Origin of the sequence: Pontibacillus litoralis JSM 072002 (assembly GCF_000775615.1) — a bacterium.
Taxonomy (GTDB): domain Bacteria; phylum Bacillota; class Bacilli; order Bacillales; family BH030062; genus Pontibacillus; species Pontibacillus litoralis.
The window spans coordinates 66309-85191 of record NZ_AVPG01000013.1; the positions used below are offsets into that span (position 1 = coordinate 66309).

Annotated in this window: 23 protein-coding genes; 8 read left to right on the forward strand and 15 right to left on the reverse strand. The window is 38.9% G+C overall.

The genetic code is table 11. The annotated features are described in order from the left end of the window. Nucleotides 1–180 precede the first annotated feature (180 nt). The 4 genes from N784_RS09660 to N784_RS09675 form a co-directional block, all read right to left on the reverse strand. A complete protein-coding gene (locus N784_RS09660; protein WP_036834470.1) occupies nt 181–696 on the reverse strand; it encodes a YwhD family protein in 516 nt (171 codons plus the stop codon). 110 nt (nt 697–806) lie between these two features. Further along, nucleotides 807–1304: a YwgA family protein gene (locus N784_RS09665; protein ID WP_036834471.1), complete on the reverse strand. Its 498-nt coding sequence runs from the start codon at nt 1302–1304 to the stop codon at nt 807–809. Nucleotides 1305–1316: 12 nt separating this feature from the next. Further along, complete coding sequence (locus N784_RS09670) at nt 1317–2612, reverse strand: HD domain-containing protein (protein WP_036834473.1); 1296 nt, start codon at nt 2610–2612, stop codon at nt 1317–1319. A 126-nt stretch (nt 2613–2738) separates the two neighbouring features. Next, nucleotides 2739–2999 (reverse strand): DUF1450 domain-containing protein, encoded by a 261-nt coding sequence (locus tag N784_RS09675; protein ID WP_052127237.1) that lies wholly within the window; start codon nt 2997–2999, stop codon nt 2739–2741. 194 nt (nt 3000–3193) lie between these two features. On the opposite strand from N784_RS09675, the gene N784_RS09680 reads away from it, so the two are divergent. Beyond that, nucleotides 3194–4036 carry a lipoate--protein ligase family protein gene (locus tag N784_RS09680; protein ID WP_036834474.1) on the forward strand — a complete coding sequence of 281 codons (843 nt, stop codon included), beginning with the start codon at nt 3194–3196 and terminating at the stop codon, nt 4034–4036. Nucleotides 4037–4059: 23 nt separating this feature from the next. Here N784_RS09680 and pta read toward each other — a convergent pair whose 3' ends face one another. Then, nucleotides 4060–5031, reverse strand: coding sequence for a phosphate acetyltransferase (gene pta, locus N784_RS09685; protein ID WP_036834475.1), 972 nt, complete (start codon nt 5029–5031; stop codon nt 4060–4062). A 240-nt stretch (nt 5032–5271) separates the two neighbouring features. On the opposite strand from pta, the gene hemQ reads away from it, so the two are divergent. The 4 genes from hemQ (at nt 5272) to N784_RS09705 (ending at nt 7408) form a co-directional block, all read left to right on the forward strand. After that, the gene (gene hemQ, locus N784_RS09690) at nt 5272–6015 is read left to right on the forward strand and encodes a hydrogen peroxide-dependent heme synthase (RefSeq protein WP_036834476.1); all 744 of its coding nucleotides are present in this window, start codon (nt 5272–5274) and stop codon (nt 6013–6015) included. Between the two features lie 150 nt (nt 6016–6165). Next, nucleotides 6166–6588: a cell wall hydrolase gene (locus tag N784_RS09695; RefSeq protein WP_036834478.1), complete on the forward strand. Its 423-nt coding sequence runs from the start codon at nt 6166–6168 to the stop codon at nt 6586–6588. A 24-nt stretch (nt 6589–6612) separates the two neighbouring features. Beyond that, a complete protein-coding gene (gerQ, locus tag N784_RS09700; RefSeq protein ID WP_036834479.1) occupies nt 6613–7074 on the forward strand; it encodes a spore coat protein GerQ in 462 nt (153 codons plus the stop codon). An 82-nt stretch (nt 7075–7156) separates the two neighbouring features. Continuing rightward, nucleotides 7157–7408, forward strand: a complete 252-nt coding sequence (locus tag N784_RS09705) for a hypothetical protein (protein ID WP_036834480.1) — start codon at nt 7157–7159, stop codon at nt 7406–7408. On the opposite strand, the gene N784_RS09710 is transcribed toward N784_RS09705, so the two are convergent. The 5 genes from N784_RS09710 to N784_RS09730 all read right to left on the reverse strand — a co-directional run bounded on the left by N784_RS09710 (nt 7409) and on the right by N784_RS09730 (nt 10835). Next, nucleotides 7409–7777, reverse strand: a complete 369-nt coding sequence (locus tag N784_RS09710) for a DUF423 domain-containing protein (RefSeq protein ID WP_036834482.1) — start codon at nt 7775–7777, stop codon at nt 7409–7411. It abuts the gene before it with no gap. A 23-nt stretch (nt 7778–7800) separates the two neighbouring features. After that, nucleotides 7801–8112 carry a YwdI family protein gene (locus N784_RS09715; protein ID WP_036834483.1) on the reverse strand — a complete coding sequence of 104 codons (312 nt, stop codon included), beginning with the start codon at nt 8110–8112 and terminating at the stop codon, nt 7801–7803. Nucleotides 8113–8125: 13 nt separating this feature from the next. Continuing rightward, a complete protein-coding gene (locus N784_RS09720) occupies nt 8126–9106 on the reverse strand; it encodes a potassium channel family protein (protein WP_036834485.1) in 981 nt (326 codons plus the stop codon). Nucleotides 9107–9207: 101 nt separating this feature from the next. Further along, a complete protein-coding gene (locus tag N784_RS09725) occupies nt 9208–10560 on the reverse strand; it encodes a sodium-dependent transporter (protein WP_036834486.1) in 1353 nt (450 codons plus the stop codon). A gap of 110 nt (nt 10561–10670) precedes the next feature. Then, on the reverse strand, nt 10671–10835 hold the full coding sequence (locus N784_RS09730) for a hypothetical protein (RefSeq protein ID WP_036834487.1): 165 nt from the start codon (nt 10833–10835) through the stop codon (nt 10671–10673). Nucleotides 10836–11150: 315 nt separating this feature from the next. On the opposite strand from N784_RS09730, the gene N784_RS09735 reads away from it, so the two are divergent. Then, nucleotides 11151–11888, forward strand: a complete 738-nt coding sequence (locus N784_RS09735; RefSeq protein ID WP_052127238.1) for an AraC family transcriptional regulator — start codon at nt 11151–11153, stop codon at nt 11886–11888. A gap of 94 nt (nt 11889–11982) precedes the next feature. On the opposite strand, the gene N784_RS17085 is transcribed toward N784_RS09735, so the two are convergent. From N784_RS17085 to N784_RS09755, 5 genes are all read right to left on the reverse strand, one after another. Next, the gene (locus N784_RS17085) at nt 11983–12108 is read right to left on the reverse strand and encodes a hypothetical protein (protein ID WP_269745331.1); all 126 of its coding nucleotides are present in this window, start codon (nt 12106–12108) and stop codon (nt 11983–11985) included. A gap of 182 nt (nt 12109–12290) precedes the next feature. After that, nucleotides 12291–12554 carry a SunI/YnzG family protein gene (locus N784_RS09740; protein ID WP_036834488.1) on the reverse strand — a complete coding sequence of 88 codons (264 nt, stop codon included), beginning with the start codon at nt 12552–12554 and terminating at the stop codon, nt 12291–12293. Nucleotides 12555–12665: 111 nt separating this feature from the next. Next, the gene (gene alr / locus N784_RS09745; RefSeq protein WP_036834490.1) at nt 12666–13853 is read right to left on the reverse strand and encodes an alanine racemase; all 1188 of its coding nucleotides are present in this window, start codon (nt 13851–13853) and stop codon (nt 12666–12668) included. Between the two features lie 94 nt (nt 13854–13947). Beyond that, nucleotides 13948–15072 (reverse strand): alanine dehydrogenase, encoded by a 1125-nt coding sequence (gene ald / locus N784_RS09750; protein ID WP_036834492.1) that lies wholly within the window; start codon nt 15070–15072, stop codon nt 13948–13950. Nucleotides 15073–15208: 136 nt separating this feature from the next. Continuing rightward, complete coding sequence (locus N784_RS09755; RefSeq protein ID WP_036834494.1) at nt 15209–16444, reverse strand: PucR family transcriptional regulator; 1236 nt, start codon at nt 16442–16444, stop codon at nt 15209–15211. A 236-nt stretch (nt 16445–16680) separates the two neighbouring features. Between N784_RS09755 and N784_RS09760 the strand changes: the two genes are divergently transcribed. Together N784_RS09760 and N784_RS09765 are read left to right on the forward strand one after the other, a co-directional pair. After that, entirely contained in the window at nt 16681–18090 is a 1410-nt protein-coding gene (locus N784_RS09760) for an alanine/glycine:cation symporter family protein (protein ID WP_036834495.1), read from the forward strand. Nucleotides 18091–18206: 116 nt separating this feature from the next. Further along, complete coding sequence (locus N784_RS09765; protein ID WP_052127239.1) at nt 18207–18854, forward strand: GTP pyrophosphokinase; 648 nt, start codon at nt 18207–18209, stop codon at nt 18852–18854. Nucleotides 18855–18883 lie beyond the last annotated feature (29 nt).

Consider the following 18883-nt stretch of genomic DNA (forward strand, 5'->3'; position numbering starts at 1 on the left):
AAGTTCTAGCGAAAACCTCAACAATTTCATACTTTATTCACATTTCAGTCAAATTCAAAACAGCCTAAAACCCTATCACATCAAGGTTTAGTTCTATTTATTCTGTAAAGCTTTTTTTCATCGTGTTCACAATTTCACCGAGCAATTTGACCTTTAAGCTATTCAAGAGGCCTCCCTAACTTACACATCTAACGCTTGTTTCAACTGCTCCGAAGAGTTATGCCACAGTTCTTCATTGTGCTGCTGTAAAAACTGTCCTAATAAACGCTTCGATGCATCATCCATGTGGTCTACTACCATTTTTCCTTTTAATGATTTATCCATGTTGTTTACATGCTCTGGCATCGATTTATACCCGCGCCTATTTTCTTTATCAACGAGCATTTCACACCCCGCTACTCCTGCGTAATAAGGTCCTTGTTCATTACGATCAACAGTTACCCATACTAACCAATACAGTTTTGGATTAGGCACGATACTTTTATCAGCTTTAAATTTCACACGTCGCTCTACTTCGCTTCGCGCATGCATCGCTCCCATATCGACTTGCGCTGTGCCATCCTCAGGACAAACGAAAACAGGGGATACATTTTCTAAGCTAATCGAGCCAACACCGTATCCACCATGACCGTCCGTCGAATCGTCTTTCATAATCGTAAACTGATTCTTCTTTTTATCTGAACCGGAATTCAACATATGAAATTCCCCTTTCCATACCTGTTTTTCCCCATTTTAACACTTATCAAAAAACACTTCCATTTATCGTATACGGCAACACGATAAATGGAAATGTTCTCACCTAACTATTAATGGGCTAGCTCAGCAATAAACGCCCAAGCTTCTTCTAGTTCTTCTTGTGTATAATTTTGCTTCGCCTTCACTACTTGCACTTTCGCCTCGACTTCTTCTTTCCCAAGTTCGTCAAAGTATAACATCGTAGAGACAAGCTCTAAAAAGCGGGAACTCCTCGCATTCATCTTCTCAATATAGCTTGTCATAAACGGCATATCCATATCCGCATAATGGTTCAAAAATTGTTCGCCATTAGAAGTTAACGTGTAGCGATACTGGTAATAGTTGCTCTTTTTCTCCCACGTTTCTTGTAAAAAACCGAGATTACACAATTCTTCTACCCGAAGCGTTAGTTCTTCTGAGTAAGGTCCGTAAAAGTGGAATTGATAACGCTCTTCAAATGGAAATCCAGACTTCTTCAAAATATAAATCATTTTCTGTAGACGCTTGCGACCAACTACTTCACTACATTGCGAAAAAAACTTCACCAATTTAGCATGATCATTTAACACGACACTTCACTCCTAGCCGTACAAAATTTCCAAAATCCTTTTCTTCGTCTTACTACGCTTCGACAACCGTTCTATTAAATCTTTAGGAAAATAGAGCTTGTGGTCTGTACGTTTTTTACCTGATATAGCTTCCACAATTTCTGATTTCCTAGACAGTTCTTGCAGCTCTTTATTCGGCAATAACAAATGAATAGGTAAGCGTTCACCCTCTTCTCCAGGACGGTAGAAATCGTATGGTAAATCAGAAGAAGAATCAACTACAAGGTAATAATCTGGATCCATTCCTGCCTTTTGAAATAGCTTGTACAATTCCATCCATTCGTTCATTTGTGTATTCGGGTTAAACTCTACGTACTTAAATAATTTTCGGTTCACAAATCGCCAGCACAAATCGCTTAAAATCGGATCCTCTTCCTCTTGCCACATTTGAAAATAATATAACGTAATCGCTTCGTCTAGTTTTAAGTAAGCTTGTAAATCAGGTTCCCCTTTAAAAAACGTTTCAAAGTGAACAGGGGCACACTTAAATGTATATCCCTCTTCATAAAGCTGCTTTGCTCGGTGCAACACTTTTGTCAAAATAACCTCCGCACTTCGCGTTACAGGATGGAAATACACTTGCCAATACATTTGATAGCGACTCATAATATAATCTTCTACCGCATGCATGCCACTTTCTTTGACAACAACTTGATCTTCCATAGGGCGCATCACTCGCAAAATGCGCTCCATATCAAAGTGACCATAACTAACACCAGTAAAATAAGCATCCCGCTGCAAATAATCCATCCGGTCAGCATCAATTTGACTCGATATTAAACTCACTACTAATTTGTTTTCATACGTTTTATTAATGACGTCAGCAACTTTTTGCGGAAAATCGGGAGCTACACGCTGTAAAATAGCATGAACATACGTATCCCCTAATATAATGGCGCGAGTAAAATATTCATGATCTAGCTTGAATACTTTCTCGAAGGAATGGGAAAACGGACCGTGCCCTAAATCGTGCAACAGGGCGGCAGTTAAACATAATAATCGCTCTTCATGATTCCAATGCTCTCTATTTTGAAAGTTATCGATAATACGGCGCACGATTTCATACACTCCTAACGAGTGATTAAATCTACTATGCTCTGCACCATGAAATGTTAAATAAGATGTGCCTAATTGCTTCACACGTCGTAATCGTTGAAATTCGGGGGTTCCAACTAAATCCCAAATGACACGATCGCGCACGTGAACATAACGATGAACAGGGTCCTTAAATACCTTTTCTTCATGCAATTTCTCATCTTTATATGCCATAATGTATAACTGCCCTTCCTATTTCGAATAGTATTGTTCCACCCATTATAAATGAAAAATAGAAAACCGTGAACAAATAGATTTCGCCGTATAAAAACACCTTGACAAGTAGCAAGGTGTGAACGTTTATAATGGTTGATGCAAATTAGCGTTACGTTTGGCATCTTTTGTTAGTTTGACTTTTACTTTCTCCATTAATTCTTCTTCAGTTAATGCTGCTACAGGGCGATTATTTACGAACGCAAAACATTTTTTACGTCCTGGACCGCAATAAGATTGACAGCCGATTTGCACTTCTGCATCTGGATCTATATCTTCAAGGCGAGGAAGCAACGTTTTCAGATTAGTTGCCTGACAATCATCACATACTCGAAATTCATTCGCCAATTTGCTTCTCTCCTTCTCCGTTCGATTTATTTTATAAAGACTAAATGGTATTTTACATAGAAAAGTCGAAAGTTGCAACCTGTAAATAACGGTTGTCGCAACAATGACACAACCTGTATGTGTGTTATCACATTTCTGCCTAGCTCTGTTATAATAGAAAAGGAATGTTAACAGCACGAAAAGAGGTACGAACAATGGATACGAAGGCATTATTACAACCAACTACTTATCGTTTCATGGACCAAAGTGAAATGGGGCCATCCTTCTCGGCTTTACAATCGTTTGCAACAGATGATACGTTAGCCATTTCTGTTGGACAAGGGCTATCCCCTACAGCTGCTCGGTTATGGGTGCATCACCAAACGGTTGTCCTTGGGATTCCAGATGCACGACTTCCTTATATTGGAGAAGGGGTAGATTTTTTAAAGGAGCAAGGGTACAAAGCTATCGTTCGCAATTCAGGTGGCTTAGCTGTCGTGCTAGATGAAGGAGTTCTGAACTTATCATTTATTTTCCAAGATGGAAAGCACGTTGATATTCATCAAGGGTACGAAGCAATGGTACATTTCATCCAACTTCTATTTGAAGAAGAGAGTTTCCCAATAGAAGCCTATGAAATTACCCAATCTTATTGTCCAGGTACGTATGACTTAAGCATTGGTGGCAAGAAGTTTGCTGGCATCTCACAACGTCGCGTAAAAAATGGCAGTGCCGTACAAATCTATGTATGCGTAACAGGTAGTGGAAGTGAGCGCGCTGATCTCATTCGACGCTTCTATGAAGTAAGTAAAAAAGGAGAAAATACGACATTCACCTATCCAGATATTGATCCTACTTGTATGGCTTCCCTTGAGGAACTCTTTGGTAAGCCATTATCCGTCCAAGAGGTGCGTAATCGGATTTTATATAAATTGCACGAGCTTAGTGGACACATTACCACAGACCCATTATCTCAGCAAGAAATGGTTTGGTTTGATAAACGGTTTGAACAAATGGTTGAGCGTAATGAAAAAGCACTGGCACGCCTTGAAAAATAAGGCGTCAGTGCTTTTTCATTGTATTATAAGGATTGAGCTGCAGTAATAATGGATAGCTTGTACACATCTTCTGCACTACAGCCACGAGATAGGTCGTTAACTGGTGCGTTTAACCCTTGCAATACTGGGCCAACTGCATCAAAACCACCCATTCGCTGAGCAATTTTGTATCCAATGTTACCGGCTTCTAAACTAGGGAATACGAATACATTAGCATCCCCTTTAAGTTCGGAGTTAGGTGCTTTCTTCTCTGCAACAGCAGGAACGAATGCAGCATCAAATTGGAACTCTCCATCTAGCTTCAATTCAGGCTTTTGTTCTTTAGCAATTTGCACTGCTTCTACTACTTTTTCTGTATCTGGTGATTTAGCAGACCCTTTCGTAGAGAAACTTAGCATTGCTACACGTGGATCTATATCAAATAGCTCTGCTGTTTCTGCACTTGCTAAAGCGATTTCAGCTAAATCTTGGCTGTCTGGATCCATGTTAATAGCACAGTCAGCAAACGCGTACTTCTCATCGTCACGTACCATGATAAAGATACCAGAAGTTTTCTTAATACCTGGTTTTGTTTTAATGATTTGTAACGCTGGGCGTACAGTATCTGCAGTAGAGTGCGCCGCGCCACTTACTAAACCATCAGCTTTATTCATGTACACAAGCATTGTACCAAAGTAGTTCTCGTCTGTTAACATTTCACGAGCTTTCTCTTCAGTTGCTTTTCCTTTACGACGCTCTACGAAACTCGCTACCATTTCATCAAACGCTTCGTATGTATGTGGATCTATAATTTCCGCACCACTCACATCAACGCCTAATTCAGTCGCCTTCTGTGTTATTTCATCTTTATTTCCAATTAGTACAGGTGTAATGATTCCCTCTTGAACTAACTTAGATGCAGCTGTTAATATGCGCTCATCTAACCCTTCCGGAAGTACGATTTTCTTGCTTGTCCCACTTAATTTGCTTCGTAATGTATCAAACAGGTTGCTCATCTTATATCCCTCCATCAGTTTATCTGTTATATATGATAAATCCTTTTGTGTTTAAAAGAAAGCCTAGACATAGCAAGATGGAAATGTCTTTATTTTCAAACGATTCTCTCTCACACTAGTCGGTTGAAAAGCTTTCTACCGCTATTCCCTTTTTAACATTTCCAATTTAATTAGCCATTATGTTATAGTTTACATTGGATGAATTTATTCAATATTTCACAACGTAAAGGAGCGAGTCATATGGCAGAGGCAGCAACTACTATTGAAGGTTGGTATTGTCTTCATGATTTACGCACAATGGATTGGACTGCTTGGAAGTGTCTTTCTAGCGAGGAAAGAGAAGCGGCTATCCATGAATTTCATCAATTACTAGAAAAGTGGAATAAGACGCAGGATGAAAAGCAAGGTAGCCATGCGATATATACCGTCGTAGGGCAAAAAGCCGATTTCATCATGATGATTCTTCGCCCTACAATGGACGAGTTAAACGAAATAGAAAATGAATTTAACAAAACGACTTTAGCTGATTACACAATTAAGAGTTATTCTTACGTTTCGATTGTAGAGCTTTCTACATATATGGCTAAAGGAAAAGATATTGAAACAGATCCTGAAATTCAAGCGCGTCTGAAGCCAATTTTACCGGATTGGGATTACATTTGCTTCTATCCAATGGATAAACGTCGTGACGGCGAAGATAATTGGTACATGTTACCAATGGAGGATAGAGGAAAAATGATGTACTCTCACGGCATGATCGGTCGCAAATATGCCGGAAAGGTCCGCCAAATCATTACAGGTTCTGTCGGTTTAGATGATTGGGAATGGGGCGTAACATTGTTCGCTCATGATCCGCTTCAATTTAAGAAATTAATTTACGAAATGCGTTTTGATGAAGTAAGTGCTCGTTACGGTGAATTCGGCTCTTTCTTCGTTGGAAATCGCTTATCAGAAGAAAAGCTTCCTTCCTTCCTACACGTATAACACTTATTCCTATCATTTATGAAAGCTCATCGATTATGTCGGTGAGCTTTTTTGCATATGAACGAATATTGTACATACATATAGTGTTAGGAACGAATCTCCCACAAGCTTCATAAGCTGATGGCAGACGTTAAAAGGAGAGGTGAAACAATGGCTGTCGTTCCTTACAATTCAAGTGATGTGAGTACACTCGCACGACTGATGCGAGCAGAAGCGGAAGGTGATGGACAATTAGGTATGCTAATGGTTGGGAACACCGGAGTCAATCGAGTAAGAGCAGTGTGTTTAGACTTTACGAACATTGATTCCATTAACAAAATGGTGTACCAAAGCCCAGGTGGATTTGAAGCAACACAAAAAGGTTACTTCTATCAGCGGGCACGAGAAAAAGATAAACGTCTCGCCAAAAAGACAATCGATGGCATGCGGTACCATCCAGCAACGAATTCTTTATGGTTTTTCATGCCTGAGGGAGGTTGTCCTGCCCAGTGGTATGGACAATATAATTCAGGAAGATATAAATCTCATTGTTTCTTTAGCCCATTGCAATCTGAGTGTCCAGAAATTTTCTAATATTACGAAAGGAGTGTGTGGGAAATGAGTCAGTCACAGCAAGGAAATAGCAGGCAAAATACACAACCGCAGTATTATAGTCAAGGAGGCCAACCAATGATGTATCCCTATTATCAAATGGGCCAACAACAAACGCCATTACAAGTACCTGCATTTCCACAAAAACAAAATCAAGGATTTACAAATGTACCTGGCATGCTGCCTGAGGAAGAATCTTACATCGAGAATATTCTTCGCTTAAACAGAGGGAAAGAAGCTACGGTTTATATGACGTTTGAAAACAATGATGAATGGAATGCAAAAGTGTTTAATGGAATTATAGAAGCTGCTGGCCGAGATCACATCATCATCAGCGACCCGAAAACAGGAAAGCGCTACTTATTATTAATGGTATACCTTGACTACATTACGTTTCCAGAAGAAATTAATTACACCTACCCATACGCTGGTAACACAGGGCAAATGGTGCAATATAACCCGCGTTAAAAATAGCATTTTTAGCATATTTAAAAGGAGTATCCGCACCTGGATACTCCTACACTTCTACAACTGAAGGAGGGCATCCGTTATGCATCAACCCTCTCAAAAATTACTCCAGCTTCAATTAATTACGCTCGGAGTAGCTTTTGTACTTTGCATTCTGTTTCTTATACAACCACGATTAACCTTTTTGCTGCTTCTCTCCCTGTATGCCTTAGCGGGAAGCTTTATCTATGAAGGGCTGGAGTACTACGGAAGGAAACAAATGCCTCATTTTATCATTCAAATCACTCGAGCAAGCTTGTTATTTGTTGTTGGTACCATCTTGTTCTTTCAATAACTATAGAAATTTAACTACTGCATAGCCGAGTAACACCCAGCCGACTAAAAAGGCAACACCACCAAATGGCGTAATCATAGCAAACGTTTTGATTCCGGAAACGCTGTACACATACAAACTACCTGAAAATAAAATAATTCCGATCAGGAACGCCCAACCAGCGTTAGCAAAATTGCCTTGATTCCATTGACTCATTAATAAAGCGACAACGAACAACGCCATCGTATGAAACATTTGGTAATTAACTGCCTTCTCCCACGTTTTTAACATGTTCTCAGAAACTTTTCCTTCTAACCCATGTGCCCCAAAAGCCCCCAGTGCAACAGACAGAAAACCATTAATAATTGCTAGAATAAAAAATAACTTCATCATCCTTCTCCCCTTTTCCTATTTTAAAAATCTAGTAATGAATCCCCGTTTGCTTCCTCATGATCAATGGTCGGCGTTTGTTTGGATGTAGATGGTAATATCACCTGTGGAGTAGATGGTTGTTGGACCATCGAAGATACGTGCATCATTTGCTCCACAGCTTGTATAGACGGAGCAGCCTTTGTATTCATCGTTTCATCATCCAAGATGAGGCCCCCTAATAATTGAACAGCCCGGACATGCTCCTTTACCCTCTGCCCATTTTCTGTATGTTTTATAGCTTCTTGAATTTCCCCTACCATCTTCTTTAATATTTGTTCATATGATACAGACATGTAATCATCCTCTCTATACTAGTTGTTCAAATCGCTCTAGTTGTGCTTGCTCTCCTAACACAATTAACACGTCTTCCCGTTGAATAACTTCTTCCGCTGCTGGATTACGAATAAATTGCGTACCCCTTTTAACTCCAACAATGGTTACCCCGTAGTTCGCTCTTACATCTAACTGCTTAATCGTACAATTATGCCACGAAGAATGCCCAGACACTTGAATCTCTTCTACATTGTAATTCTCATTATTAGAACTAAAAATCGTATCAACATAATCCGTACTTACCGGCTTCAGAATCGACATCGCCATACGAATGCCACCTATATGAGAAGGGCTAATGACTCGATCTGCTCCAGCCCGCTTCAATTTCTCTTCACTACCATCCTTCTCTGCCCTAGCAACCACTTGGGCATTAGGATTCATCCCCTTCACCGTTAAGGTTACAAACACGTTATTGGCATCATCAGGTAGTGTTGTGACTAACCCTTTCGCTCGTTCTACGCCTGCTTGAATTAGAATGCTATCGTCCGTTGCATCTCCTTGAATGACGTACGCTTTATGACGCAACTGTTCGAACACTTCTTCCCGTTCATCAATTACAACTACTTGTTGCTTGTCATTCTGCAATTGTTCGAACACCTTTTCTCCAACTCGTCCAAACCCACTTATAATAAAATGATTGTTCATTTTGTTTATCCTTTTCATCATTTTTTTCTTTTGAGCTTCTTCTGATATACTCCCCTCAATGATAGAAGCAGCGACAACCCCTAAAGAATACGTTACAATTCCAATCGCTATTGGAATCAGTATAAGCGTAAACACTTTTCCCTCATCAGATAAAGGGATGATATCGCCATACCCTACGGTAAGCACAGAAACAACTGTGAGCCACAAACTATCAAAAAAGGACAAATGCTCAACTATCATATAACCAAATGTACCTAGCAAGATCGTAACCGTTGATAAGATGAAGATGTATATATAACGTCTATTCATTTAAAGTCTAGCTCCCACACGCTTTTCTAAAGTATATCATGAAATGAGCAAATGAAAAAAAAGCCTCTATCGAAAATTTTGATAGAAGCTCTTCTTGTTTATTATGGCATTATCCATTCTAACAATCCACTTGATTGTAGGAAAATGACAATAATGAATATCGGTGCAACGTATTTCACAAGCCCTAACCAGACGTTGCCTAATAAATTATCTTTCATATCACTCGCAGCAAACGCTTCCTCCTTCTTCCAATGCCAACCAACAAAGAGAGCGATAGCTAAACCACCTAAAGGTAAGAAGATGTTCGATGCAACAAAGTCCATTGAATCTAATATATTTTTATCGCCGATTGGTGTTACTCCTGACCACACGCCCATGCCGAGTGATACACAAACTCCTAACACGAACATAATAGACCCAACGAATACACTTGTAAACTTACGTGACCAATTAAATTTGCGCATAAAATAAGCAACCGGAACTTCTAACATTGAGATAGAAGATGATAAGGAAGCGATAACTAACAGTAAGAAAAATATGATCCCAACAATATTACCAAATGGCATTTCCGCAAAAATACCCGGTAACGTAATAAATACTAAGCTAGGACCTGAACTTGGCGAAATCCCGAACGCGAACACTGCTGGAAATATAGCAATACCTGCCACAATGGCAAAAACAGAATCCATTATTCCAATGCCTATAGTAGCCGAAGGTAAAGACTCCTCCTTCGATAAATAACTTCCGTATGTCATCATCGCTCCCATCCCAATGGATAAGGAGAAAAAGGCTTGTCCCAAAGCAGCCAAATATACGGAAGGATCCGTTAAAATGCTCCAATCCGGCTTAAATAAAAAGGCCAGTCCCTCCATCGCCCCATCTAACGTCACACTATACACCGCTAAAATAATAAGCAATATCGCCAGCATCGGCATAAATATTTTATTCGCTAGCTCTATACCTTTCTTTACCCCAGTTAACACGACAATAATCGTTAACACCATAAATAATCCATGCCATAATAGTGGCGTATAATTGTTAGCAATTAAAGCACCGAACGTCGCTTCGTATCCAGATTCCGGTATACTCCAAAACGTTCCATTAATATAATTCCAAAAATAAAATAAAGACCAACCAGCTACAACACTGTAAAAACCTAAAATAAGAAAAGCGCTACCTACGCCGACGAAGCCAGCTAAAAACCAAGGTTTGTTCGGGGCTAGGTTTTGATACGAGCCAACGACATCTCCTTGCCCTTGTCTGCCAATACTAAATTCTGCTAACAATACAGGTATGCCAATGATAAATACGAACCCTAGATATAATAATAAAAAGGCTCCACCGCCATTCTCCCCTGCTACATAGGAAAAACGCCAAATATTCCCTAATCCAACAGCTGAACCCATAGCAGCAAGCATAAAACCTAATTTGGAGGCCCATCTTTCTCTAACCATAACTCTTTATTTCCCCCTAACACTTCAAATAAAATATCCCTAACTATACCACAAAACTATAAAATATGATATGTATTTTCTGAAATTTCTAATATTATACAATGACCCTATTACGTCTTCTCTTTAAAGGAAAGACATGTCGATCCTGTTACTTTTAAAACATATACAGAAGGAAGCTCTTTCGTTTTAAAACCATACGCTTTACAACCTCTTGGATAATTCCGCTCCCACGTCGTGTAAAAATACTTACAATGAAAGCAATTCACTTTTTTCATTTACGCACTCCCCCTACTCCATGATATTAAATGTATCAAATCCTTCCTATTGTTTCTATCCCTTATATGAATTCCATACAACCAAAAGAAGCCGTCATCACGACGACTTCTCCATTAAACAAGTCCCATTCTCTGTCAAATGATCGAATTGATCAAACGTTTATTCAACGCCATCGCCGATATACACGCAGCTTCTCAAAAAGGTGGAAACAATACTATTTCTTTACAGATTCCACTTTAATTTTTTCGCGTAATCGCTTACAATGAAAAGTAATGGTTTCATTATTCAGAAAAAATACGTCTGCGGGTGAGATAATGAGTATAATATTTAGCGAACCAATTGATAATCAATCTACGGAACTACACATACGTCAAAACGGTGACTACCTCCACCCTTCTATATTATTAGAGCAACAATTGCTTACAGCGATTAGCCAAGGGAATGAGACTAAAGCGTTCACTATTCTATCTAGCGTGAATAAACATTATCGTGAAGTATTAGCAGATAACCCTATACGTTCCTATAAGAATTCCCTTATTTCTTCATGCACATTATTTACAAGGGCCATCATTAAAGGAGGCGTACAGCCTAGAGTGGCATTTCGGTTATACCATGCTTGCGTCTTACAAATTGAAGGGTTAACAGATATCACGGAGTTGAAACAACTTGATCATATATTACTCAAACAATTTATAAACGCATTGCAAATGAAAGATGAGTCAAATTATAGCAAGATTGTACAACAAGCCATTACATATGTGAACGAGCATTTACTAGAGGATTTAACTTTAGATATCATTGCTGAACATTGCAATGTTAGCTCTAGCTACTTATCCCATCTGTTCAAAAAAGAAGTCACTATTTCTATCATTCCTTTCATTAACAAAAAGCGGGTAGAAGAATCGAAGTATTTCTTGCTACATACGGAACAATCCATTTCCGAAATTGCTTCCTTATTTCAATTTTGCAATCAAAGCTACTATACCGCTCTCTTTAAAAAACACGTCGGTATCACACCGAAAGAATATAAAAATAAACACACAAAACAATAACAAACAATGAAACACTACCAAAACTTTCGGGTAGTGTTTCATTGTTTGGTAACATAGATTAAGGTCGATCATTGTGTACTGTCCCCTCATTGTTTCAAACCGTCTCCCTAATTAGACTGTTATTCGATATACAAATATAGGAATGCCTCGCCTCGTGTACGTAATTCGACCAATTGATTGTAACACATGCCTTTGGATAACGACGCTTACGCATACTCATCAAAATTACCCCCTTGAGTGTGATGCTGTGTTCACCCTGTCTATATCAAATTGCACGAAGTAGATTTACAGAGCAATGATTTGTCAAGCATCCACAGATGGAGGAGGTTCCACCAGTTGCTTTCACTAGTATGCTTTTCAATACTTTATTGCTACTTTCTTCATATCCATCATCCTTTTGCTTTACGTATGGACAATCCGTTGAATACGTTCCTTTAATGTCGATTGACTCGTAAACAATAAATACACGTTATCATCCGTCGTAATCCGAACCCGATCAGAAGTCGAATAAGGAAAGCCGATTGTGATAGCTTCTGGAACTTCATGACCATCATAAGTATTATCTGCTTCGACCTTTTTAATATCGACTTTTGGAATAACGAACTGCTGTCCATTCCACTTAATAATTAAATCGTCACTGAGTGATTCTACACTTATTTGAAACATGACTTATCTCCCTTCCTCTCCTTATTCATTGTACATCACATACAATCATTGTAAAACATGACAAATGCGTAAAAGACGTATCCTTTAAGAAGGATACGTCTCATATGCTCTTTACTGATATATAAAAGAATGCTGACTACCCAATAATCCACATCCTGCAACTACTTTACCTTCAATCGTATAATGTCGAGGGACACGCTTTCCGATTAATGTCGCTACTTCATAATGAATCGTCCCCATTTGCTCTGCCACCAAGTCAATTGGCATGTACCCTTGTTCTGCATCACCGTAAATGACGACTTCATCCCCAATTTCGGAAGAGACATCAGTGATATCTATCATCATTTGATCCATACAGACTTTACCAACAATTCGAACCTTTTGGCCATTGACCGTCACATGCCCTTTGTTCGAAAGTTGTCTCGAAATTCCATCCGCATACCCTATAGGAACTGTTGCAATGGTTGAATTCCGCTTTGTATAGTAGGAACAGCCATAGCTAATTGGTTCATTCGCACTGACTAATTGAATAGATGCAATCGTCGTCTTTAACGTCATCGTAGGTGTTAGCTTTATTTTATCTTGTAAGTGTGTTGCTGGGTATAACCCATATATACTAACCCCGACTCTTACCATATCTAAATGCATCGAAGGGAAAGCAATTGTCGCCGCGCTATTCGCACAATGCTTTATCGGAATGAGAATGTGATGCGCTTCTAAATAATGAAGCATTTGTTTAAATTTCGCGAATTGTTTCTCTGTATACGATGGATCTTCATTATCCGCATCCGCAAAATGAGTAAACACACCTTCTAAATAAACCGCTTCTGATTGTTGCGCACGTGTTGCTAATTGTAATAGTTTTTCCTTACTTTGAACACCTAGACGATTCATGCCTGTATTTACTTTTATGTGTATGCGTGGCTTTTTCCCTAAGCGTTCAGCTACACGAATCACAGCTTGTAAACTTTCATTGGTAAAAATGGTTACTGTAATATCATGTTTAATTACTGCCTCCATTGATTCTTCTGGCGTATATCCTAGTAGAAGAATATCTGCCTCAACACCTGCTTCTCTAAGTTCAATTGCTTCATCCGCAAAAGCAACAGCTAAGTAATCAGCGCCTGCTTCAAGTGCTGCCTCTGCAACTCGAACTGCTCCGTTACCGTAACCATCCGCTTTCACTACCGCCATTAGCTTGCATTCTTTTTGTATATGATTTAAGAAAGCGTTAACATTTTGGTGAATAGCACTTAGAGAAACTTCTAACCAAGTATCTCGATAACTAATTTTATTCAATAGTGGATCCCCCTCCGACCATCCCAATTCCCTTTGCTTCCCTAGGAGCAAAACACCCCTTCAAGCAAACTTGAAGGGGTGTTTCTATATCTAATTAAACCGTTGTTGCTGCAAGTGCATCTGTAGTAGAAACGAATTCATAACCTAAATCTCTAGCTACTGCTTCATACGTAACAGCACCGTTTGCAACATTCACTCCTTTAGCTAATGCTGGGTTGTCTGCAATTGCTTGTACAACGCCTTTGTTTGCAATTTGAAGTGCATATGGAATTGTAACGTTTGTTAGTCCCATAGTAGATGTACGTGGAACTGCACCTGGCATATTTGCAACTGCGTAATGTACAACACCGTGCTTCACATACGTTGGATCGTCATGAGTGGAAATACGGTCACATGTTTCAATAATTCCACCTTGGTCAATAGCAACATCAATTAGTACAGAGCCTGGTTGCATTGTTTTTACCATTTCTTCTGTTACTAGACGAGGAGCTTTAGCACCAGGGATTAATACGGCACCAATAACGAGATCAGATTCTTTTACTGCTTCTGCAATATTCATTGGGTTAGACATAAGTGTGTTAATTTCTGTACCGAAAATATCATCTAACTGACGAAGACGATTCGCATTTAAGTCGATCATCGTAACGTCTGCTCCAAGTCCCATTGCAATCTTCGCAGCGTTTGTACCTACTACACCACCGCCAATGATCGTTACTTTACTACGCTTCACTCCTGGAATACCGCCAAGAAGAATACCTTTACCACCAGAAATCTTCTCAAGCATTTGTGCCCCAACTTGAGCTGACATTCTACCAGCAACTTCACTCATAGGTGTGAGTAAAGGTAATGAACCATTCACTGCCACTGTTTCATACGCAATAGCGATGACACCTTTTTCAACAAGCGCTTTCGTTAATTCTGGCTCTGCAGCAAGGTGAAGGTATGTGAATAGAATTTGCCCTTGACGGAAGTAATCATACTCAGATGCCAATGGTTCTTTAACCTTCATTACCATTTCTTGATCCCAAGCTTCCGCTGCAGTTGCTACAATAACAGCTCCCGCTTCACGATATACTTCATCTTCGAAACCGCTTCCAATTCCGGCTTTAGTTTCTACAGATACAGTATGACCAGCTTTCACCAGGTTCATAACCCCAGCTGGAGTCATAGCTACGCGATTTTCATTATTTTTTATCTCTTTCGGAATACCAATATACATTCTCTCATCCCCTTTAATCAATGTATCATTGACTGCTAATTTCGATTATAGATGTCAAAATCTCTATTTGCATTGTGCAATTAAAAAAAAAGAATATATTGTATTTGTTGAAAATTACAAAAGGCGTGAATAATAATTATTTTAAACGTTCTATTTTGAGATCTAAATATAGAGTCATCTTCTGATTCGGGTCCTTCAAATTCATTTCTGTAATTTCACTAATACGTTTCAAACGATAGTTCAACGTATTAGGATGAACGTGCAACGCTTTAGAAGCGTCATTAATATTATTATCATATTGTAAATAGATCTCAATCGTTTCTAGCAATTGGGTGTGGTTTGTTTCGTCATATTGCTTTAATTTCTCAATAAAGTAATTACGGTGATGGGTACGCATGCGTTGTTCATAAAGAACATCAATAAACTGATAAATCCCTAAATCTTGATAATTATAAATCGTACTTATTTCTTGCGGAAAACGTTCTTTCATGGAAAGGACGTACAACGCTTCTCTATAACTGTCTTTAATACGTACAGGCTCTCGATACAGCGTACCTACACCACCTGTAATACTGGCAATCTCCAATCGTTCGCTAATATCCTCGACGAAAGCTCGAACAAATGCTGTAAGCTGCTTTGCTGGTTGTTGTGCATCTGACGGCTGCACGAGAAATATCATTTGATTATCATCTATTGCATTGAACACTACTTTCATTTGCTGCGCTGCTTGCACATAATATCGAACATTTCTCTCAATGGATTGATCTATATCTTGTCCAAAATCAAATACAACAATACTTATTTCGCCATCTATTTGCATATTCGGATAATGTTCAGAGGAATATATACTAGCATTATCTTGCAAATGACCCGTCAATAATTGCCAAAAAAATTCACGATGACTTTGTTCGTCTTTTCGCTTTTTCATTTGTAGTTGCATCTTTTGATGTTTTACTAATTGTGCTGCGCGTTTTAATAAATCCACTTCGTTTTCAGTAATGTTTCGATCCACTTGTGCCCAGATAAATCCAAGCACTTCTTCGCTTTTTCGAACAGCTATTGCTACTCGATTTCCTAATCCTACTTCTTCAATAGCGGGAATGATAACAGGTTCGTCACTTTCAAGTAATTGTGGAATAATGCCTCTTTTCCATAACGTTTTAATGACGTTCTCTGGGACCTTGCGCCTCATAATAGTTGCAATTCGGGCTTCGTCTACATTCACATCATGCGTACTATATGCGAGAATACGATGACTTGCATCTTCAATCGTAATAGGGCACTGTAATGTATCGCTAATACTATCTGCCAGTTCTTCTAATGAACGGAATGGCCCCTGAAGCGGGTCTTGCATATCTCTTTTCGTTGTCATCCTTACCACCCCTTGTTCCTTAATTTCTATTTATTTTCAAAGACTATTTTACTCCATTAAAGATAGACTGTACATACTATCAAAAGGACTTTTTGTGCATTTTCACAATTGAAAACGCTTTACATTTGTGAAATTCACAAATCGAACTTTTAACATGCGATGCTACAATATATAATAGATAGAGATAAAACACATATCATTGCAACCGCTTTCAGCTAGACACTGGGGAGGATCTTATGTTAGAGACACTAAACAAAATTAATTCCGTTCTTTGGGGCACACCTAGTTTAATCCTTTTATTCGGTACTGGTTTATTCTTAACCATCATGCTAAAAGGATTACAATTTAGAAAGCTATTCTATGCATTGAAGTTAGCATTTAAAAAGGACGAAACAGAAAAACCATCCGAAGCACAAGGTGATATTAGTAACTTTAAAACACTTATGACCGCTTTATCAGCCACGATTGGAAACGGGAATATTGCCGGGGTTGCTGCAGCACTAACTGTCGGTGGACCTGGTGCAATATTTTGGATGTGGGTCGTTGGCTTAATAGGTATGGCAACGAAATACGCAGAAGCATTGTTGGCCATGAAATTTCGTATTAAAAATAAAAATGGCGAATATTCTGGCGGTCCGATGTATTATGTAGAAAAAGGATTAGGGAGCAAATTCAAATGGCTGGCTGTCGCCTTCGCATTATTTGGATCATTTGCAGCACTAGGCATTGGAAATAGTGTGCAATCCAATACAATTGCCGATGTAATGGACGAAAGCTTTAATGTTGGAAACTTACCAACAGCAATTGTTTTGGCTGTCTTAACAGGTTTAATTATATTCGGGGGACTTAAACGTGTTAGTACTGTCGCAGGCTTCTTCGTTCCAATTATGTCTGTATTATATATGGGTGCAGCGATTGTAATTATTGTATTAAATTACGACCAAATCATTCCTGCATTCGAACTTATATTCACTTATGCGTTTAGCCCTATGGCTGCAGTTGGTGGCTTTTCAGGAATTGTTATTAGCGAAGCCATTCAAAGTGGGGTATCAAAAGGAATATTCTCCAACGAGGCTGGTCTCGGTACAGCTGCTTTAATTGCAGGAAATGCCAAAACAGATCATCCTGTAAAGCAGGCACTTGTCGCGATGACAGGAACCTTTATCGTAACCATTATCGTATGTACGATGACAGCTCTTGTTCTAATCATGACAGGCTTCTGGGATCCAACAGGTGGCACACTTTCCGGAGTTGCGCACGATCCTGGATTAGAAGGTGGAGCATTAACGAGCTCTGCATTTGGCAGCGCACTCGGGGCTGTTGGAGAATTAATTGTATCTCTATCTGTTGTATTCTTCGGTTTCTCGACCATTGTAGGTTGGTATATGTACGGCGAAAAATGTTTTGAATATATTACGAATTTCCGTTTCGCCAATACGTATCGTCTTATTTATCTAACAGCGACAGGACTTGGCGCTGTTGCCAATTTACAACTTGTATGGGCGTTTGCAGACATGGCCAATGCTCTTATGATGATTCCGAATTTACTGGCAATCATTCTTTTGTATAAAGTAATTGTAAATGAAACAAACGATTACTTTAACAACTACTTGACCGCAAATAATACAAATAGAAAAGCTAGCTGAATCCAAACCAGGTATGAATCATGCATACCTGGTTTCTTCTATGTTTCATTTAATGATTGTAAGGGGTATAATATAGTAGCTTTTCTTCACCATTTTGACGGAAGGTGCTGACGAACATGACAAACGAAACTAATAAACTAGACATTGTACAAACCATTTTAAAAAATTGGCAAGGATTTTTTATCCCATATGAGATGGCTTTAAATGAGATAAAGAGCGATTTCCAAATAGTTGATTTAGAATGGCGGACAAAATACGGCTACTCGCCCATTGAACATTTAAAAACAAGAATGAAAACTATCCCTTCTTTAGTAGAGAAAGTAGAGCATAAACAAGTTCCATTCACACAGGAAGCCATCCAAGCGAATATATTTGATATTGCTGGAGTAAGAATTGTAACGAGCTTTATCGATGACGTATACATGTTGAAAGATCACATCGAACAGCGAGATGACAGCCGCATTTTGAAAGTGAAAGATTATATCCAAAATCCTAAAGCAAGCGGTTATAAAAGCCTACACCTCGTCATCGAAACAAAAATTATTACTTCAAACGATATACTATGGATACCAGCAGAAATACAGATTCGCACCTCGGCGATGGACTTTTGGGCATCAACCGAACATAAGCTCAATTATAAATATCATGGAGATACTATACCTAAAGAAGCCAAGCAACAGTTAGTCGAATTATCCAAAGCTTCTTACCAATTAGATGAGCAAATGTCTCTTTTGCGCAATCAGTTATTATCCAACCCAAGCTAAATCGAGTAGAGGGAAAAGTTAAGTAACTT